This window comes from Bradyrhizobium sp. 61, from assembly GCF_023073075.1.
Taxonomy (GTDB): domain Bacteria; phylum Pseudomonadota; class Alphaproteobacteria; order Rhizobiales; family Xanthobacteraceae; genus Bradyrhizobium; species Bradyrhizobium barranii.
Window position 1 is genome coordinate 110,875 of the sequence record NZ_JADPIU010000008.1, and the last position, 16,349, is coordinate 127,223.

Below are 16,349 nucleotides of genomic sequence, written 5' to 3' on the forward strand. Positions count from 1 at the left end.
AAGACGGACAACGGCGACCATGCGTCTCGTCTCATTGAGATCGCACTTAAGATGAGGAAGGAAACCACCATGGCGTATGAGACCATCAAGTACGAGGTCGCCGAGCAGATCCTCACCATCACGCTGAACCGGCCCGACAAGCTCAACGCCTTCAACGCGCAGATGCAGGCCGAGCTGATCGACGCGTTCGACGCCGCCGACAAGGACGACGACGTCCGCGCCATCATCGTCACCGGCGCCGGCCGCGGCTTTTGTGCGGGCGCCGATCTTTCCTCGGGTGCGGATACCTTCGATCGCGATGCGCGGCGCGGGCCGGTCAAGCGCTTCGCGGACGGCAAGGTCGATTACAGCGATCCGCAGGTCCGGGACGGCGGCGGCCAGGTGACGCTGCGCATCTTCAAGTGCCTGAAGCCCGTCATCGCCGCCGTGAACGGCCCTGCCGTCGGCATCGGCGTCACCATGCAACTGGCGATGGACATCCGCATCGCCTCGGATGCCGCGCGCTTCGGTTTCGTGTTCTCCCAGCGTGGCATCGTGCCGGAGGCCGCCTCGAGTTGGTTCCTGCCGCGCATCGTCGGCATCTCGCAGGCGCTGGAATGGTGCTATTCCGGCCGCGTCTTCCCGGCCCAGGAAGCGCTCGCCGGCCGCCTCGTCAGCAAGGTCGTAGCTCCCGATGATCTCTTGCCGACCGCCCGCGCGCTGGCCAAGGAATTCGCCGCCAAAACCGCGCCGGTGTCGGTCGCGCTGATCCGCCAGATGATGTGGCGCATGATGGGTGCCGACGATCCCATGGAAGCCCACAAGGTCGACAGCCGTGGCATCTATACGCGCGGCCGCTCGGACGACGTTAGGGAAGGCGTGGTGTCATTCCTGGAGAAGCGTCCGGCGCAGTTCAAGAACAAGGTGTCGAGCGATATGCCGGATTATTTTCCGTGGTGGAGCGAGCGGGAGTACAAGTAGAGGGATCGTAGGGTGGGCAAAGGCGCTCTTGCGCCGTGCCCACCATCTATCAGCAATCGAAACCAGAATGGTGGGCACGCTTCGCTTTGCCCACCCTACGGCACCGTCAATCCATCACGAGCGCCACCCGCCCGATCGCCTTGCGGTCGATCAACAGCCGCATCGCCTTCGCGTAGTCGTTCAGCGGCAAACGGTGCGAGACGTTGGGGCGCAGCTTCCCCTCTTCCGCCCATTGCAGCAGCGCCTTCAGGCGCACCTCGCCGAGCGCGGGGTTTTTCCGCACCGCCTCACCCGCACGCACGCCGAGCACGCTGGCGCCCTTGATCAGCAGCAGGTTGGTCTTCGCCGAGCCGATACCACCGGTAAAGCCGATCACCAGCAGCCGCGCGCCCCAGGCGATGCAGCGCATCGAGTTCTCGAACACCTCGCCGCCGACGGGATCGAACACGACGTCGGCGCCACGACCGTCTGTGATGCGCTTGACGGCATCGCGAAACGGCTCGCGATCGTAGCGCACGAGATGATCGGCGCCGCGCGATTTCGCAATCGCGAGCTTCTCGTCGCTGGAGGCGGTCGCGATCACGGTCGCGCCCAGCATCTTGCCGATCTCGACCGCGGCAAGGCCCACGCCGCCGCCGGCGCCATGCACCAGCAACACCTCGCCCGGCATGACACGGCCGCGATCGATCAGCGCGTGATAGGCGGTGCCGTGGCCGGCCAGATAGGTCGCGGCTTCCGCATAGTCGAACGTCGACGGCATCGGCGTTAGCTGCGTCGGCGTCACCACCGCTTCGTCGGTGAAGGCGCCATGGCGCATCTTGATGATGACCTTGTCGCCGACGGACACGCCGCTTGCCTCTGCGCCCACCTCGGTGACGTCGCCGGCGGCCTCCATGCCGGGCGTGAACGGCAGCTCCGGCTTGAGCTGATATTCGCCGGCCGCCATCAGCACGTCCGGAAAGTTCAATCCGGCGGCGCGGATCGCAACGCGCACCTCACCCGGTTTGACGGCGCGCGACGGAAATTCCTCGAGCCGCAACGTCTCGGGCGCGCCGAGTTCGCGGCAGACGACAGCCCGCACCATCAGGCCGCACTCGCCTTGCTGCGTTCGAGCGCCTCGCGGATCAGCGGCAGGCGGTCGTTGCCGAAGTACATGTCGGTCTTGCCCACGAAGATCGTCGGTGAGCCGAAGCCGCCGCGTGCGACGACCTCTTCCGTGTTGGCCTTGAGCTGGTCCTTGATTGCCTGCTCGGAGATGCCGGCAAAGAACTTCTGCTCGTCGACACCGACCTTCCTGCAGATCTCGGCGAGCACCGCGTCCTGCGAGATGTCCTTGTCGCCGCCCCAATAGGTCTCGAACACGGCAGTGGCGAACGGCACCATGTCTTTCCCCACCCAGATGCAGCCGCGCATGGCCTTCACGCTGTTTACCGGAAACACCGTCGGCGGCATCTTGATCGCGAGCCCGGCCGAGCGCGACCAGTCGGCGAGGTCTTTTTTCATGTAGCGCGCCTTCAGCGGCACCGGCGTCTCGCGCTGCGCGTAGACGCTCGGATTGACCGTGTTGAAGATGCCGCCGACCAGGATCGGCCGCCAGATGATCTCGGCCCCCAGCTCCTTTGCCAGCGGCTGGATGTTGTGGAAGGCGAGGTAGGTCCAGGGGCTGGAACAGTCGAAGAAGAATTCGATCATGGCGTTTCCTTTGCGTCTTGTTTGTCGTGCTCTATCCCCGTCATTGCGAGCGACTTGTCCGCCATAGCTCGAAGAGCGACGGCGGAAGCGAAGCAATCCAGAATCTTTCCGCGGAACCAGTCTGACGATGGGGCGAGCAGCCTACTTCTTTCCCAGCACTTCCCTGGCACGCTGGCCGAACATGATCTTGCGTGATTCCTCGTCGAACGGCTCCTTCACGAACTTGCCGATCGCAAGCCCCGCCTGCACCTGCGGCCGTGCGCGCACCTCGGCGTACCAGCGTTTCACGCTCGGATAGTCGTCGAGCGTAAAGCCCTGCGCCTTGTGGGTCATGGCCCAGGGGAAGCAGGCGATGTCCGCGATGGAATAGTCGCCGGCGACGTAGGCGCCGGTCTTGGCCAACTGCCGGTCGAGCACGCCATAGAGCCGCGCGGCCTCGTCGCGGTAACGCTCAATCGCATAAGGGACCTTTTCCGCAGCATAGAGCGCGAAATGGCCGTGCTGGCCGAGCATCGGCCCGAGGCCCGCCATCTGCCACATCACCCACTGGATGGTCGTCGAGCGACCGCGCAGATCGCTGGCCAGGAAGCGGCCGGTCTTCTCGGCGAGGTAAATCAGGATCGCACCGGTCTCGAACGCCGAGAACGGCGCACCGCCGTCGGCGGGTGCGTGGTCGACGATCGCGGGAATGCGATTGTTGGGGGAGACCGCCAGAAATTCGGGGCTGAACTGCTCGCCGGCGCGGATATTGACGGGCTTCACGTTATAGGGGAGCCCGAGTTCCTCCAGCATGATCGAGATTTTCCAGCCGTTCGGCGTCGGCGCATAGTAGAGGTCGATCATCGCCCTTCCCTGTCGTCGCCAATGGAATAGAGAGCGACTTTTGTTGTTCTGTACCTTGACGTTAAGACATGGCAGGAAGGGGCGCAACACAACCTGCCGGGAGAGCCGCCATGCTGTTTCCAACCACGATCGCCGGCTCCTTGCCGAAGCCGGAATGGCTCGCCGAGCCGAACATGCTCTGGGCACCCTGGAAGTCGCAAGGCGACGAGCTACTCCGCGCCAAGCGCGATGCGACGATGCTCGCCGTCAAGGTCCAGGAGGATGCCGGCATCGACATCGTCACCGAGGGCGAGCAGGCCCGCCAGCATTTCGTGCACGGCTTCCTCGAGAAGATCGACGGCATCGACTTCGCCCACAAGGTCGAGATGGGCATCCGCAAGGACCGCTACAAGGCGATGGTGCCGCAGGTGGTCGCGCCGCTTCAGCTCAAGGGCCGTGTTCATGCCGACGAGGCGCGCGTGGCGCGTACGCACACGAAGAAGAAGCTGAAGTTCACCCTGCCCGGCCCGATGACCATCATCGACACGATTGCGGACCGCTACTACGGTGATCGCGTCAAGATGGCCTTTGCCTTCGCCGATCTCCTCAACGAGGAAGCCAAGGCATTGCAGGCCGACGGCGTCGATCTCGTACAGTTCGACGAGCCCGCCTTCAACGTCTACATGGACGAGGTCAACGACTGGGGCATCAAGGCGCTGGAGCGTGCCGCGCAGGGGCTGACCTGCGCCACCGCCGTGCACATCTGCTACGGCTACGGCATCAAGGCCAACACCGACTGGAAGGAGACGCTCGGCAGCCAGTGGCGGCAGTACGAGCAGATCTTTCCGGCGATCGACGCGAGCCCGATCCAGCAGGTCGCGATCGAGTGCCGCAATTCGAAGGTGCCGCTCGACCTGCTCGCGCTGCTCAAGACCAAGATCGTGCAGGCCGGCGTGATCGACGTCGCCAGCGACACGGTGGAGACGGCCGAGGACGTCGTGCAGGTGATCGACGCGGTGTCGAAGTTCGTGCCCAAGAGCAATATCATCGCCACCACCAATTGCGGCATGGCGCCGATGCGGCGGGAGATCGCCGAGGCCAAGCTGATGGCGCTCGGCGCCGGTGCCGCGCTGGCGCGCGAGAAGCTGGGGTGATGGTGCTCCGAACGGCACTCGTCGTCGCGGCTCTTGCGGGGATCACATTCGCTGCGCGCGCGGAGGATCGCTCCGTGCTGCTGAATTGCAAGGCCATGGTCGAGCGTGCGTCGAAGGATACGGGTACGGCAACCGAGGCCGAGCTCACCCGCTGCCGCCAGATCATGCGCGAATGGGCGCTGCGCGATGCGCGGACGACGGTGGATGAGCAAGGGCGGCCGCTGAAATAGCCACACGCTCGCTGCGTTCCCTCCCCCTTGCGGGGACCGTCAGGCGCGGTGCGCGCTGGGGTGCAATGTGACCTCATAGCCGGCGCTCATCGCGCGCAGCGTCGATGGCGGGGTCAGCAACTGCGCATCGTCAAGCTCTCGCGCGCCTTCAACATAACCCGCCGTCGACCACAGCAGCGTCCCGCCCCGCATCAGCAGAAAGCTTTCCTCGCCCTGCTGCAGCATCGCGCCGTCTGGAAGCTGCTCGAGCGGCACCAGCAGCGCGTGAAGCCGCTTCTTACCGTGATCGAGCCGCTCGTGGTGCAGCACCGTGTCGATATCGTGCATGCGAACGTCACGGACGCGGTTGCCCTTCTCCCACGCGGCCCGGAAGCGATTGGCGTCGTCACGGCGGCAGTAGAAGCAGGGCGATGGCCGGCGGCGAGCGCGGTGGCCTCGTCGAGGAAGAACAGCTCGGTCCAGCTATGCGTCGTCATCACCTCGCGACGGCGGCCGCGGAATTCGCAAACACAGGTGAGCCAGGCCGGCGACGACCACCGCTTCTTGAGCAGCGTCCTGGTCGCGGGATCATGGATGATGCCGCGATTGCCGGTGAACAGGCCACGGTGCGGCGTGGCGATGATGTCGCCGGTCGGCGTGACACGGTTTTGCAGGGGCATGGCCACCTCCACCTGTCATTGCGAGCGAAGCGAGGCAATCCAGAAATGCGTCTGCGGAAATCGTCTGGCTTGCTTCGTCGCTTCCCTCACGCCGCGCCGTCGCGCAGCGGCGGGTGGTAGGACAGCGCGGTGTCCCAGGGGAAGAAGATCCAGGTGTCCTGCGAGACCTCCGTAATGAAGGTGTCGACCAGCGGGCGTCCCTTCGGCTTGGCGTAGACGGTGGCGAAATGCGCATCGGGCAGCATGTCGCGCACCAGCCTGCCGGTCTTGCCGGTGTCGACGAGGTCGTCGACGATCAGAAGCCCCTTGCCGGTGCCGCCGCCGAGCTTCATCGCCGCCTCGGACATGCCCTTGAGGACCTGGAGCTCGCCCTGCTTGTCGTGGTCGTAGCTGGCGATGCAGACCGTATCGATGATGCGGACACCGAGCTCGCGCGCCACGATCGCGGCCGGCACCAGCCCGCCGCGGGTGATCGCGATGACGGCGTGGAACGGGCCGACCTCGTTGAGCCGCCAGGTCAGCGCCCGGCAGTCGCGGTGGAACTGGTCCCACGAAACGGGAAAGGCCTTGCCGGCCCGCTCCTGCGCGCTCAGTTCCGGTGCTTCGCCAGCCATTGTTGTCTCCTGCCAATCTTCATCCGGCAGCCATTCTGCTACCGGGTGATGTTCAATCCCGCCAGCATTTCCTTCACCGCTGCCATCGCCGCTGCCAGCTTGTCCGCGTCGCGCGAGCGCACCACCAGATTGGTGTTCGGCTTCTGATCTTCGTCCATGAACGGATAGCTGCCGATGATGGTGTCGGGATGGGCGGCGGCGATCGCGCGCAGCGGGCTGCCGATGTCACCTTCGCGCGCATTGGCGCGGACCGATTCGGAGAGCATGCGCACGCCCGACTTCAGCTTGGGCGAGACGATGTCCATCATCGCCTGCATGATCGAGGGCACGCCGGCCATCACGATGACGTTGCCGATCTTGAAGCCGGGGGCGAGGATGGTCGCGCTCTGGATCAGCTCGGCGCCATCGGGGATGCGGGCCATGCGCAGGCGGGCCTCGTTGAGGTCCTGCTCGCTCCAGCGCTCGCGGAAGCGGGCGACGACCTCCGGATGGTGGTCGATGCCGACGCCGAACGCCTTGGCGACGCTGTCGGCGGTGATGTCGTCATGGGTTGGCCCGATGCCGCCGGTGGTGAAGACATAGGCGTAGCGATGCCGCAGTGCATCCAACGCCGCGATGATGTCGTCCTCGTCGTCGGAGACGACCCGGACTTCCTTCAGGTCGATGCCGATATTGGTCAGGTATTCGGCGATGAAGCCGATATTCTTGTCCTTGGTGCGGCCGGACAGGATTTCATCCCCAATGACCAGAATGCCCGCCGTGACGATGTCGCTCATACCTTAAGTCCCTCACCTGTCGGCCCGACTTTGCCGAGGTAACGCGTTGAAGTCACGCGGTTTTGCTGCCGAAATAAGCAGTCCTCAGCCATTTTTTGAGGCACCCTCCCGGCTGTCCCCGGCAAATGCCACAACTCCATGCTTATCGCGCTGGCCCAGCCCTTGCTACCTCCTCAGAGTCATGCACTCTTGCCGCATGGCCAGGACGTTGCGGTCTTCACCAAGGCCTGACGACCTGTCGAATGGCGCAATGCCTTGCGGAGACAAGTCGGGATCTATGGCAGTCGCGTTTGATGAAATGAACATTCCCGGCGGGGACCTTCGCCCCGCCTATCAGGAGCTGGCGCGCTGGCTCAAGGAGACGCCTCCCGAGGCGCTCGAATATCGCCGCCAGGAGGCCGAGCTTCTGTTCCGCCGCATCGGCATCACCTTTGCCGTCTATGGCGATTCCGAATCCACCGAGCGACTGATCCCCTTCGACGTGATCCCGCGAATCATGTCCGGCAAGGAATGGGCGCTGCTGGAGAAGGGCCTGAAGCAGCGCGTGCGCGCACTCAACATGTTCCTGCGCGACATCTATCATGGCCGCGACATCCTGCGCGCCGAGGTGGTGCCCGACGACCTGATCTTCCAGAACCCGGTGTTCCGCCCCGAGATGAACGGCCAGCAGGTGCCGCACGACGTCTACGTGCACATCGCCGGCATCGACATCGTCCGGGTCGATGCCGAGGACTTCATCGTGCTGGAAGACAATGCCCGTACCCCGTCGGGTGTGTCCTACATGCTGGAAAACCGCGAGATCATGATGCGGTTGTTTCCGGACCTGTTCGCCCGCCACAGGGTGGCGCCGGTCGAACGCTATCCGGACGAGCTGCTCTTCGCCCTGCGATCGGTGGCGCCGCAAGGCGCCTCCGGCGAGCCGACCGTCGCCCTGCTCACGCCCGGCGTCTACAACTCTGCCTACTACGAGCACTCCTTCCTTGCCGACAAGCTCGGCATCGAACTGGTCGAAGGCCGTGACCTCATCGTCAAGAACAACGAAGTGTTCATGCGGACGACCGAGGGGGTGAAGCGGATCGACGTGATCTACCGCCGCGTCGACGACGATTTCATCGACCCCCTCACCTTCCGTCCCGACTCCGTGCTCGGCGTGCCCGGGCTGATGTCGGCCTATGCGGCCGGCAACATCACGCTCGCCAACGCGGTCGGCACCGGCATCGCGGACGACAAGGCGATCTACTCCTACATGCCGGACATCGTGAAATTCTATCTCGGCGAGGAGCCGATCCTGAAGAACGTGCCGACGTGGCGTTGCCGCGAGCCGAAGGACCTTGCCTATGTGCTCGACAATCTCGGCGAACTCGTCGTCAAGGAAGTCCACGGCTCCGGCGGCTACGGCATGCTGATCGGCCCCGCCGCGACGAAAGCGACGATCGAAGCCTTCCGCGAAAAGCTCAAGCGCGAGCCGGAAGGTTTTATCGCGCAGCCGACGCTGGCGCTCTCGACCTGCCCGACCTGTACGGCAAGCGGCCTCGCGCCACGCCACGTTGACCTGCGGCCCTTCGTGCTCACCGGCAGCAAGAGCACCACGATCGTGCCCGGCGGGCTGACACGGGTCGCGCTCAAGGAAGGCTCCCTGGTGGTGAATTCGAGCCAGGGCGGCGGCACCAAAGACACCTGGATCCTGGACGAGTAGTCAGATGCTGTCGCGTACCGCCGAAAACCTCTACTGGCTCGCCCGCTATGTCGAACGGGCCGAGTATCTCGCGCGCACCATCGATGCGACGCTGCGCGTCACCGCGCTTCCCGCCGCCTATATCGGCAAGACCAATGAATGGGACTCGGCGCTTCTCACCGCCGGCGTCGCCGCGAGCTTCTATCAGCAATACGAAGTCGCCAACGAGCACAACGTCGTCGACTACCTCTCGTTCTCGGCAAGCAATCCATCATCGATCAGGAACTGCATCGAGGCGGCGCGGCTGAACTCGCGCTCGGTGCGCACCGCGCTCACCAGCGAGATGTGGGACACCATCAACTCGGCCTGGATCGAACTCCAGGAGGTCTGGAGCAAGGGCACCTCCACGCGCGAGGATCTCGCCAAATTCCTGCGCTTCGTGCAGGAGACTTCGCTGCGCTTCGACGGCTCGGCCTACCGGACCATGCTGCGCAACGACGCCTACTGGTTCTCGCGGATGGGCGTGCATCTGGAGCGCGCCGACAACACCGCGCGCATCCTCGACGTGAAGTACCACGTGCTGCTGCCCGAGGAGGAGCATGTCGGCGGCCCGCTCGACTTCTATCAGTGGAGCTCGATCCTGCGCTCGGTCTCGGCGCTGACAGCCTATCACTGGGTCTATCGCGAGACGCTGAAGCCGTGGCTGATTGCGGACCTGCTCATCCTCAACGACACGCTGCCGCGCTCACTGGCAAGCTGCTACGGCAATCTCGTGCGCAACCTCGACCAGATCGGCGTCGCCTACGGCCGCCAGGGCCCCGCCCAGCGCCATGCCCGCGGCATCCGCAACCGGCTGGAACACAGCAATATGAACGACATTTTCCAGCACGGCGTGCATGAATTCATTCAGGAATTCATCACGGACAATTCCAGGCTGGGCGAAATCATCACGAAGCAGTATTTGATCTGATGTCCCCCGGCTGACGAAAACGGGATATCGTCATGGCCGGGCTTGTCCCGGCCATCCACGTTCTTGCTTTTGCGAGGGAAGATCGTGGATGGCCGGGACAAGCCCGGGCATGACGAGCTTCTTCGCAATAGGCAGCGGGTCTAACCACTAACTTCACGGTCCACCATGCGCCTGCGAATCCTGCACACCACGACCTATCGCTACGAGCCGCCGGCCACGAGCGTGATCCAGATCCTGCGCATGACGCCCGGCAGCCATGACGGGCAATATGTGGCGGAGTGGCAGATCGACGTCTCGACCGACACCAAGCTCGACACCCATGAGGACGCCTTCGGCAACGTCACCCATGTGCTGTCCTGCGGACCCGTCGGCGACATCAAGATCACCGCCGAGGGCCTGATCGAGACCCACGACACCGGCGGCGTGCTGCGCGGCGCCGACGAGCGCTTTCCGGCCGGCATGTTCTTGCGGGCCACCGACCTCACCACCGTCAATCCGGCGATGAGGGCGGTCGCGCGGCAGTTGCGCAGCGAGGCCGAGAGCGACACGCTCGGCTTCCTGCACACGCTGATGACGCAAATCAGCGATCACATGACCTTCGACGAGGATCCGACCAACAGCGGCACCTCGGCGGCCGAAGCGTTCACGCTCAAGCGCGGCGTCTGCCAGGACTACGCGCACATCTTCATCGCCTGCGCCCGCAGCGGCGGCGTGCCGGCGCGCTTCGTCTCCGGCCATTTCCTGCGCTCGGACGGCACGGTGCATCAGGATGCCGGCCATGCCTGGGCGGAAGCTTACGTCGACGGTCTCGGCTGGGTCGGCTTCGATCCCGCCAACTGCATCTGCACCACCGACGCCCATGTCCGCGTTGCGATCGGGCTCGACTATCTCGGCGCAGCCCCCGTGCGCGGCACCCGCTATGGCGGCGGCGCGGAGACGCTGACGGTGGCCGTGAAGGTCGAGCAGGCCGGCCGCGGCGGGCAATCGCAATCCCAGTCACAGCGGCAGAGCTAGGCGCGGCGGTATCTCGTCACGAGGCATCTGCGGCGCAATCACGTCGCAGCGTTACAGCTGTAATCGACGACGGCCCGCGCTGAAACCGTCCCGTAGCGCCATCTCTTCAACCTCCGTTGTGATCCGTTTCCGCAACAGAGGTTGAGACAGATGCGGCTTCACGACAAGAACAAGAAGCATTCCGTGCCCCTGCGCGATCCCCACCAAGACATGCTTGCGGGGATCCGGGAGTTGGCTCCCGAGATCAAGGCCCGCGCCGCGGAGATCGAAGCCGCACGCCGCGTCCCGCCCGACCTCGTGGAACGGCTGCGGTCGATCGGACTCTTCCGGATGTTCGTTGCGCGGAGCCATGGCGGGCTGGAGCTGGATTTTCCGGCCGGACTGGAGGTCATCAAGGCACTGGCCCGTCTCGACGGCTCGATCGGCTGGATCGCGACTGTCGCCGGAGCCAGCAGCCTCTTCGTCGCAGCGTCACCCCCGGAATTGTACCAGCGCATCTATCAGGACGGATCCGATACGGCGATCTGCGGCTCATCCCAACCGGGTGGAACGGCAGAGCGCGTGGCCGACGGTTATCGCGTCAAAGGTCGTTGGCCGTTCGCCAGCGGTTGCACGCACGCCGACTGGATCGGCGGGTTCTGCATTGTCACCGAAAACGGCAAGCCGGTCCCCGGCCCGCAGGGCAAGCCGCTGCTTCGCGTCGTTGTGTTGCCGGCGCGCGACTGGGAGATCGAGGACACCTGGCACGCGGCGGGGCTCAAGGGCACCGGCAGCCATCACGTCACGCTGCGGGAGACGCTGGTTCCCGAGGCCAATTTCTTCGATCTCGATGCCGCCCCGCGCCAGTCGGGTCCGCTCTATCGGGCGCTGCGCCAATGGCTGCCATTGGTGCACGGCGCATTCACGGTAGGCATGGCCGAGGGCACCGTCGATGACCTGCTCGCGCTGGCGGGCACCGGAAGGCAGCAATTGTACGCGGCCGTGCCGATGCGGGAGTCCGAGATCTTCCAGTACGATCTCGGCCGGATCTCCGCCGACCTCGGGGCCGCGCAAGCGTTTCATGAGGTCCAGGCCGCCAGCCACTGGCGTCACGCGCTGGCGGGAACGCTGAACGACGAAGACCTCATGATCGAGGGGGCCCGGTCCGCGACCTGGCTCGCCACGACCTGCGTCGGCATCGCGGATGCCTGCTTTGCGCTGGCCGGCGCCAGCGTGGTCTATGACAGCTCGCCGCTGCAGCGGCGCCTGCGCGACCTTCACGTCGCAGCTCAGCACGCTCACGCGCAGCAGCGGCAATATGTCGATGTCGGCAAGCTGGCCTTGCGTCGTTCGGCCGGGCATGCCGGCTGAGTGCTCGAGCCGTGCTACACTCGCGGGATCAGACCTGACCCCGCGAGGTACCCCATGGCGACCGTAAAGCTGCTTTCGGACGATGAACTCTCCGCCGAGGCGCGCGCCGTTTTCGACGATATCCGCAAGGTGCGGAAGTCGGACTTCGTCAACAATTTCTGGCGCGCGCTGGCGCATGATCCGAAGACGCTGCGGCGGACCTGGGAGAGCATCAAGGAGGTGATGGCACCCGGCGCGCTCGATCCCAAGATCAAGGAAATGCTCTATGTCGCAGTCTCGATCGCGCATGGCTGCAGCTACTGCATCCATTCGCACACCGCGGGCGCACGGGCCAAGGGCATGACCGAGGCCGAATATGGCGAGATGCTCGCCATCGTCGGCATGGCCGCGGAGACCAACCGGCTGGTCACGGCGCTCGGCGTCCCCGTCGACGAGGCGTTTCTCGTCGATGCCGCTGACTGAGCGGCAGAGATAGCTGTTTCGCCGGAGAATGACGACCTCCCCCGGGGAATCGGGGGTTTCATGCCTCCCCGAAATTGGCTAGTAATTCCGCGCAAACGCGTTCGGGGACGGGAAATGACCTATTGTTGCGGAATCCTGGTTCGGGACGGTCTGGTGATGATCGCCGACACCCGAACCAATGCCGGGCTCGACAATGTCTCGACCTTCCGCAAGCTCCACATCTTCTCCAAACCCGGCGACCGCATCATGGCGATCGCCAGCGCCGGTAACCTCGCCATCAGCCAGTCGGTGCTGTCGACGCTGACCGAAGGCCTGGAGGACCCCACCACGGGCGAGATCGAGACGCTGATGAACGCGCCGACCATGTTCCAGGCCGCCCAGCGCATCGGCCGGGCGATCCGGGCGGTGCACGCGACCGAAGGACCGGCGCTGAGATCCGAAGACGTCTCCTTCGACGTCTCCTTCCTGTTCGGAGGCCAGATCAAGGGCGCGCGCATGCGCCTGTTCATGGTCTACACCGCCGGCAATTTCATCGAGTGCACCACGGACACGCCCTACCTGCAGATCGGCGAGCACAAATACGGCAAGCCGGTGCTCGACCGCGCCATGCATTACGACGTCGAGCTGTACGAGGCGCTGAAGACCGGCCTGATCTCGATGGACTCGACCATGCGCTCCAATCTCGGCGTCGGCCTGCCGATCGACGTGCTGGTGGTGCGTAGCGATGCCTGCGATGCCGATCTCAACCACCGCATCGAGGCGGGCGAGCCCTATTTCCACGACCTCCGTTCGCGCTGGTCGGCGGCCTTGCGCGCGGCGCATCAGAACATTCCGCGGCCGCCCTACAAGAACGAAAAAGAACCAAAAACCTGACAGCCAACTTGAAGAGAGAAAAGGCAGGAAACGATGAGTGAAGCAAACAAGATCGCAGTGGTGACGGGCGCGGGCACCGGTGTCGGGCGCGCGGCGTCGCTGGCGTTGATGAACATCGGCTTCACCGTGGTGCTGGTCGGGCGCCGGCTCGACATGCTCGAGGAGACCGCAAAGCTCGGCCCCGCAGGCAAGAGCCTGTGCGTCACCGCGGACATGACCAAGCCGGACTCCATTGCCGCGCTGTTCGACAAGGTGAAGGCGACCTATGGCCGGCTCGACGTGCTGTTCAACAATGCCGGCATGGGCGCGCCGGCGGTGAACTTCGAGGATCTCAGCCTCGAGCAGTGGCAGGCGGTGGTGAACACCAACCTCACCGGCCCGTTCCTGTGCACCCAGCACGCCTTCCGCATCATGAAGGACCAGAGCCCGCGCGGCGGCCGCATCATCAACAACGGCTCGATCTCGGCGCACGCGCCGCGTCCGTTCTCGGCGGCCTATACCTCAACCAAGCACGCCATCACGGGCCTCACCAAGGCCTCCAACCTCGACGGCCGCATGTACGACATCGCGGTCGGCCAGGTTGACATCGGCAATGCCGCGACGCCCATGACCGATCGCATGGTCAACGGCCCCGGCGTGCTGCAGCCCGACGGCACCACCAAGCACGAGCCGCGCATGGACGCCAAGGCGGTCGGCGACGCCGTCGCCTACATGGCCGGCCTGCCGCTCGATGCCAACGTGCTGACCATGACCGTCATGGCCACCAAGATGCCGTTCGTCGGACGGGGCTGAAGACCTCTCTTCCCTCTCCTCGCTTGCGGGGAGAGGGGCCTGACTCAAAAAACTGAAAAACAACCCCATGCACAGTAGGCGTCAAGGCGCCGCGAAGTCTCCCCGCAAGCGGGGTGAGACGAAATAAGTCCTGGTCCCGCCTCGACAATCGTCCTTACACGCGCGAAGAGGCGGGCAACGGCGAGAAAGCATGTCACAATCCCGAACCAAGGTATGATCCACCTAGGGTAGAGCCATAATCCCGGCCATTGCCCGGCGGCTCCGCAAATCGTTCGGAACGGTACAAATGGGTTTGGACATATATCATCTTCACATCGACGATGACGTCACTGATTTTCCCGTCATCATCGACGTCGAGCAGGCTCAACTTCAGAAGATCGTTCAATTCAGCCGCAAGAAAACAAATCAGTATATCGACTTTGAGCGGCTTCTTTCCGATCACGGATTCTCCGCGCAAGACTACTACCAAGCGCTTCATCAACGGGAGCTGTCAGGGATCGGAAAATTCTCCGACAGCTTTTATTTCTGCCCCACAGGTGAATCGGATCCGATGAACCCGAGCCAGACAGGTCTATACTTTACCGACAAGAGAAGCTTTTTCGCGCCGAAGCCGCAACTGCCGCCAAATGCCTTGAAGAGATTGAAGACCTTCAAGATCAAGCAGTATCCGATGATCGATAGATTGGAGGATGTCGTCTACACCAAGCAGATCGGGTATCAAAGAAACGCTGTCGCCGACGCCTTTTTCAATGAATTCCTCCCGGACGGGATGTTCGTTGAAAAATCGTACGCGCAGAGAATATTCGAACTAACGATCGCTGAGGCACAGCAAGATTTCCGAACCAGCTTTCTCGACAACTGGGACGACCAACGCAGTCTCGTCGTGGTCTCCTGGTGAGAGATCACGACTCCACGTCAGCAGTCTGGATTGCTTCATCGCACCTGCAATGACGGGGAGAGAGCGGAGCCCTACTCCAAGCTCTCCACCTGCCGCAGGCTCGGAAACAGCTTCATCCACAGCAGCGCCACCGCGACGGTGCAGACGCCGCCGAGCACGGCCGCAGGCATCGCGCCGAGCAGCGCGGCCGCGACGCCGCTCTCGAACTGGCCGAGCTGGTTGGAGGCGTTGATGAAGAGGAAGTTCACCGCGCCGACCCGGCCGCGCATCTCGTCGGGGGTTGAGAGCTGCACCAGCGAGAAGCGGATCACGACGCTGATCGTGTCGGCCGCGCCGAGAACCGCGAGCGACAACACCGACAGCCACATCCACGACGACAGAGCGAACACGACCGTGGCGACGCCGAACACGATCACAGCCTGGAACATGCGCAGGCCCACATGCCGCGAGATGGCGTGACGCGCCAGCACCATGGTCATCAGCAGCGCACCGACCGCGGGCGCGGCGCGCAAGATCCCGAGCCCCATCGGGCCGGTCTGGAGGATGTCGCGGGCATAGATCGGCAACAGCGCGGTGACGCCGCCGAACAGCACGGCAAACAGATCGAGCGAGATGGTGCCGAGGATCGCCGGGTTGCTGCGGATGAAGCGGACGCCGGCGAAGATGTTGTCGGCGTCCGTCCCCTCCTTGGAGACCGCCTGCGGACGCGGCCGGATGAAGCCGGTCAAAATCATCCCGAGAATCCAGAACAGCAGCATCACGGCATAGGCAAGATGCGGCGCGACCGCGTAGGCAAAGCCGCCGAGCGCCGGCCCGGTGATGGTTGCGACCTGCCCCGCGCCGCTCGCGACTGCGGTTGCGCGCTGGAGCGATCCCTGCGGCGCGATCAGCGGCAGCAGCGCAGCGGTGGTCGGGCTCTCGAAGGCGCCGGCAATGCCGAGCACGAAGGTCGCGATGAAGATCTGCACCTCGCTGACCAGGCCGAGATAGGTGATGATCACGAGATAGAGCGCGGTCGCGGCTTCCACGAGCTGGCAGAGCTGGACCACGCGCTTGCGCTCGAAACGGTCGGCGGCGTGGCCGGCGACGAACACCAGAAGCGCGGTGGGCAGGAATTGCACGAGGCCGACCATGCCGAGATCGAAGGCGGAGCCGGTGAGATCGTAGATCTGCCAGCCAATCGCGACCGCCGCGATCTGGCTGGAGAAGCGCGACAGGCTGCGCGAGAGCAGGAAGAACAGGAAGGCGCGGTGGGAGAGAAGTGCGCGGGCGGTGACCGGCGGATTCGAGGATATCGGCTGCTCTGTCATCGCCTCTTGGGTCACGCTTGGACCGTCCGCCCCCTGATTTCGACCTGCCCCGCGTGGCTGACGCAGGCCTGCTTGTCAACAGCGGGCGGCTTCGACGG

Annotated in this window: 17 protein-coding genes and 1 pseudogene; 11 read left to right on the forward strand and 7 right to left on the reverse strand. The window is 64.4% G+C overall.

Going from position 1 to position 16,349, the window contains the following annotated elements; translation table 11 throughout:
* Positions 1 to 69: 69 nt before the first annotated feature.
* Positions 70 to 960, forward strand: coding sequence for a crotonase/enoyl-CoA hydratase family protein (locus IVB46_RS03260; protein ID WP_028150016.1), 891 nt, complete (start codon positions 70 to 72; stop codon positions 958 to 960).
* A gap of 106 nt (positions 961 to 1,066) precedes the next feature.
* Here the strand turns inward: IVB46_RS03260 and IVB46_RS03265 are convergent, their stop codons facing one another.
* From IVB46_RS03265 to IVB46_RS03275, 3 genes are all read right to left on the reverse strand, one after another.
* The gene (locus IVB46_RS03265; protein ID WP_247341975.1) at positions 1,067 to 2,044 is read right to left on the reverse strand and encodes an NADPH:quinone oxidoreductase family protein; all 978 of its coding nucleotides are present in this window, start codon (positions 2,042 to 2,044) and stop codon (positions 1,067 to 1,069) included.
* Positions 2,044 to 2,652: a 2-hydroxychromene-2-carboxylate isomerase gene (locus IVB46_RS03270; protein WP_247309489.1), complete on the reverse strand. Its 609-nt coding sequence runs from the start codon at positions 2,650 to 2,652 to the stop codon at positions 2,044 to 2,046. The genes IVB46_RS03265 and IVB46_RS03270 overlap by 1 nt, the downstream gene beginning before the upstream one ends.
* A gap of 141 nt (positions 2,653 to 2,793) precedes the next feature.
* The gene (locus tag IVB46_RS03275; RefSeq protein WP_247309487.1) at positions 2,794 to 3,495 is read right to left on the reverse strand and encodes a glutathione S-transferase N-terminal domain-containing protein; all 702 of its coding nucleotides are present in this window, start codon (positions 3,493 to 3,495) and stop codon (positions 2,794 to 2,796) included.
* A gap of 110 nt (positions 3,496 to 3,605) precedes the next feature.
* Between IVB46_RS03275 and IVB46_RS03280 the strand changes: the two genes are divergently transcribed.
* Entirely contained in the window at positions 3,606 to 4,628 is a 1,023-nt protein-coding gene (locus IVB46_RS03280) for a methionine synthase (protein ID WP_028154698.1), read from the forward strand.
* The gene (locus IVB46_RS03285; RefSeq protein ID WP_247309485.1) at positions 4,628 to 4,858 is read left to right on the forward strand and encodes a hypothetical protein; all 231 of its coding nucleotides are present in this window, start codon (positions 4,628 to 4,630) and stop codon (positions 4,856 to 4,858) included. The genes IVB46_RS03280 and IVB46_RS03285 overlap by 1 nt, the downstream gene beginning before the upstream one ends.
* Before the next feature lie 39 nt (positions 4,859 to 4,897).
* On the opposite strand, the pseudogene IVB46_RS03290 reads toward IVB46_RS03285, so the two are convergent.
* The 3 genes and pseudogenes from IVB46_RS03290 to IVB46_RS03300 all read right to left on the reverse strand — a co-directional run bounded on the left by IVB46_RS03290 (position 4,898) and on the right by IVB46_RS03300 (position 6,907).
* A pseudogene (locus tag IVB46_RS03290) lies at positions 4,898 to 5,517 on the reverse strand (hypothetical protein).
* 86 nt (positions 5,518 to 5,603) lie between these two features.
* Positions 5,604 to 6,131: a xanthine phosphoribosyltransferase gene (gene gpt, locus IVB46_RS03295; protein WP_028150009.1), complete on the reverse strand. Its 528-nt coding sequence runs from the start codon at positions 6,129 to 6,131 to the stop codon at positions 5,604 to 5,606.
* A 38-nt stretch (positions 6,132 to 6,169) separates the two neighbouring features.
* The gene (locus IVB46_RS03300; protein WP_166091725.1) at positions 6,170 to 6,907 is read right to left on the reverse strand and encodes a molybdopterin-binding protein; all 738 of its coding nucleotides are present in this window, start codon (positions 6,905 to 6,907) and stop codon (positions 6,170 to 6,172) included.
* 277 nt (positions 6,908 to 7,184) lie between these two features.
* Here IVB46_RS03300 and IVB46_RS03305 point away from each other — a divergent pair, with 277 nt between their 5' ends.
* From IVB46_RS03305 to IVB46_RS03340, 8 genes are all read left to right on the forward strand, one after another.
* Positions 7,185 to 8,603, forward strand: coding sequence for a circularly permuted type 2 ATP-grasp protein (locus IVB46_RS03305; RefSeq protein ID WP_247309481.1), 1,419 nt, complete (start codon positions 7,185 to 7,187; stop codon positions 8,601 to 8,603).
* A 4-nt stretch (positions 8,604 to 8,607) separates the two neighbouring features.
* Positions 8,608 to 9,552, forward strand: coding sequence for an alpha-E domain-containing protein (locus tag IVB46_RS03310; RefSeq protein WP_028150006.1), 945 nt, complete (start codon positions 8,608 to 8,610; stop codon positions 9,550 to 9,552).
* A gap of 165 nt (positions 9,553 to 9,717) precedes the next feature.
* Positions 9,718 to 10,566, forward strand: a complete 849-nt coding sequence (locus IVB46_RS03315; protein WP_247309480.1) for a transglutaminase family protein — start codon at positions 9,718 to 9,720, stop codon at positions 10,564 to 10,566.
* A gap of 183 nt (positions 10,567 to 10,749) precedes the next feature.
* Positions 10,750 to 11,916: a flavin-dependent monooxygenase gene (locus IVB46_RS03320; RefSeq protein ID WP_247341978.1), complete on the forward strand. Its 1,167-nt coding sequence runs from the start codon at positions 10,750 to 10,752 to the stop codon at positions 11,914 to 11,916.
* 54 nt (positions 11,917 to 11,970) lie between these two features.
* Positions 11,971 to 12,378, forward strand: a complete 408-nt coding sequence (locus IVB46_RS03325; protein ID WP_028154692.1) for a carboxymuconolactone decarboxylase family protein — start codon at positions 11,971 to 11,973, stop codon at positions 12,376 to 12,378.
* A gap of 114 nt (positions 12,379 to 12,492) precedes the next feature.
* A complete protein-coding gene (locus tag IVB46_RS03330) occupies positions 12,493 to 13,251 on the forward strand; it encodes a proteasome-type protease (RefSeq protein ID WP_247309476.1) in 759 nt (252 codons plus the stop codon).
* Between the two features lie 33 nt (positions 13,252 to 13,284).
* Positions 13,285 to 14,043 carry an SDR family oxidoreductase gene (locus tag IVB46_RS03335; RefSeq protein WP_028150002.1) on the forward strand — a complete coding sequence of 253 codons (759 nt, stop codon included), beginning with the start codon at positions 13,285 to 13,287 and terminating at the stop codon, positions 14,041 to 14,043.
* A 286-nt stretch (positions 14,044 to 14,329) separates the two neighbouring features.
* Positions 14,330 to 14,941, forward strand: coding sequence for a hypothetical protein (locus IVB46_RS03340; protein ID WP_247309474.1), 612 nt, complete (start codon positions 14,330 to 14,332; stop codon positions 14,939 to 14,941).
* A 71-nt stretch (positions 14,942 to 15,012) separates the two neighbouring features.
* On the opposite strand, the gene IVB46_RS03345 is transcribed toward IVB46_RS03340, so the two are convergent.
* The gene (locus tag IVB46_RS03345) at positions 15,013 to 16,251 is read right to left on the reverse strand and encodes an MFS transporter (RefSeq protein ID WP_247309472.1); all 1,239 of its coding nucleotides are present in this window, start codon (positions 16,249 to 16,251) and stop codon (positions 15,013 to 15,015) included.
* Positions 16,252 to 16,349 lie beyond the last annotated feature (98 nt).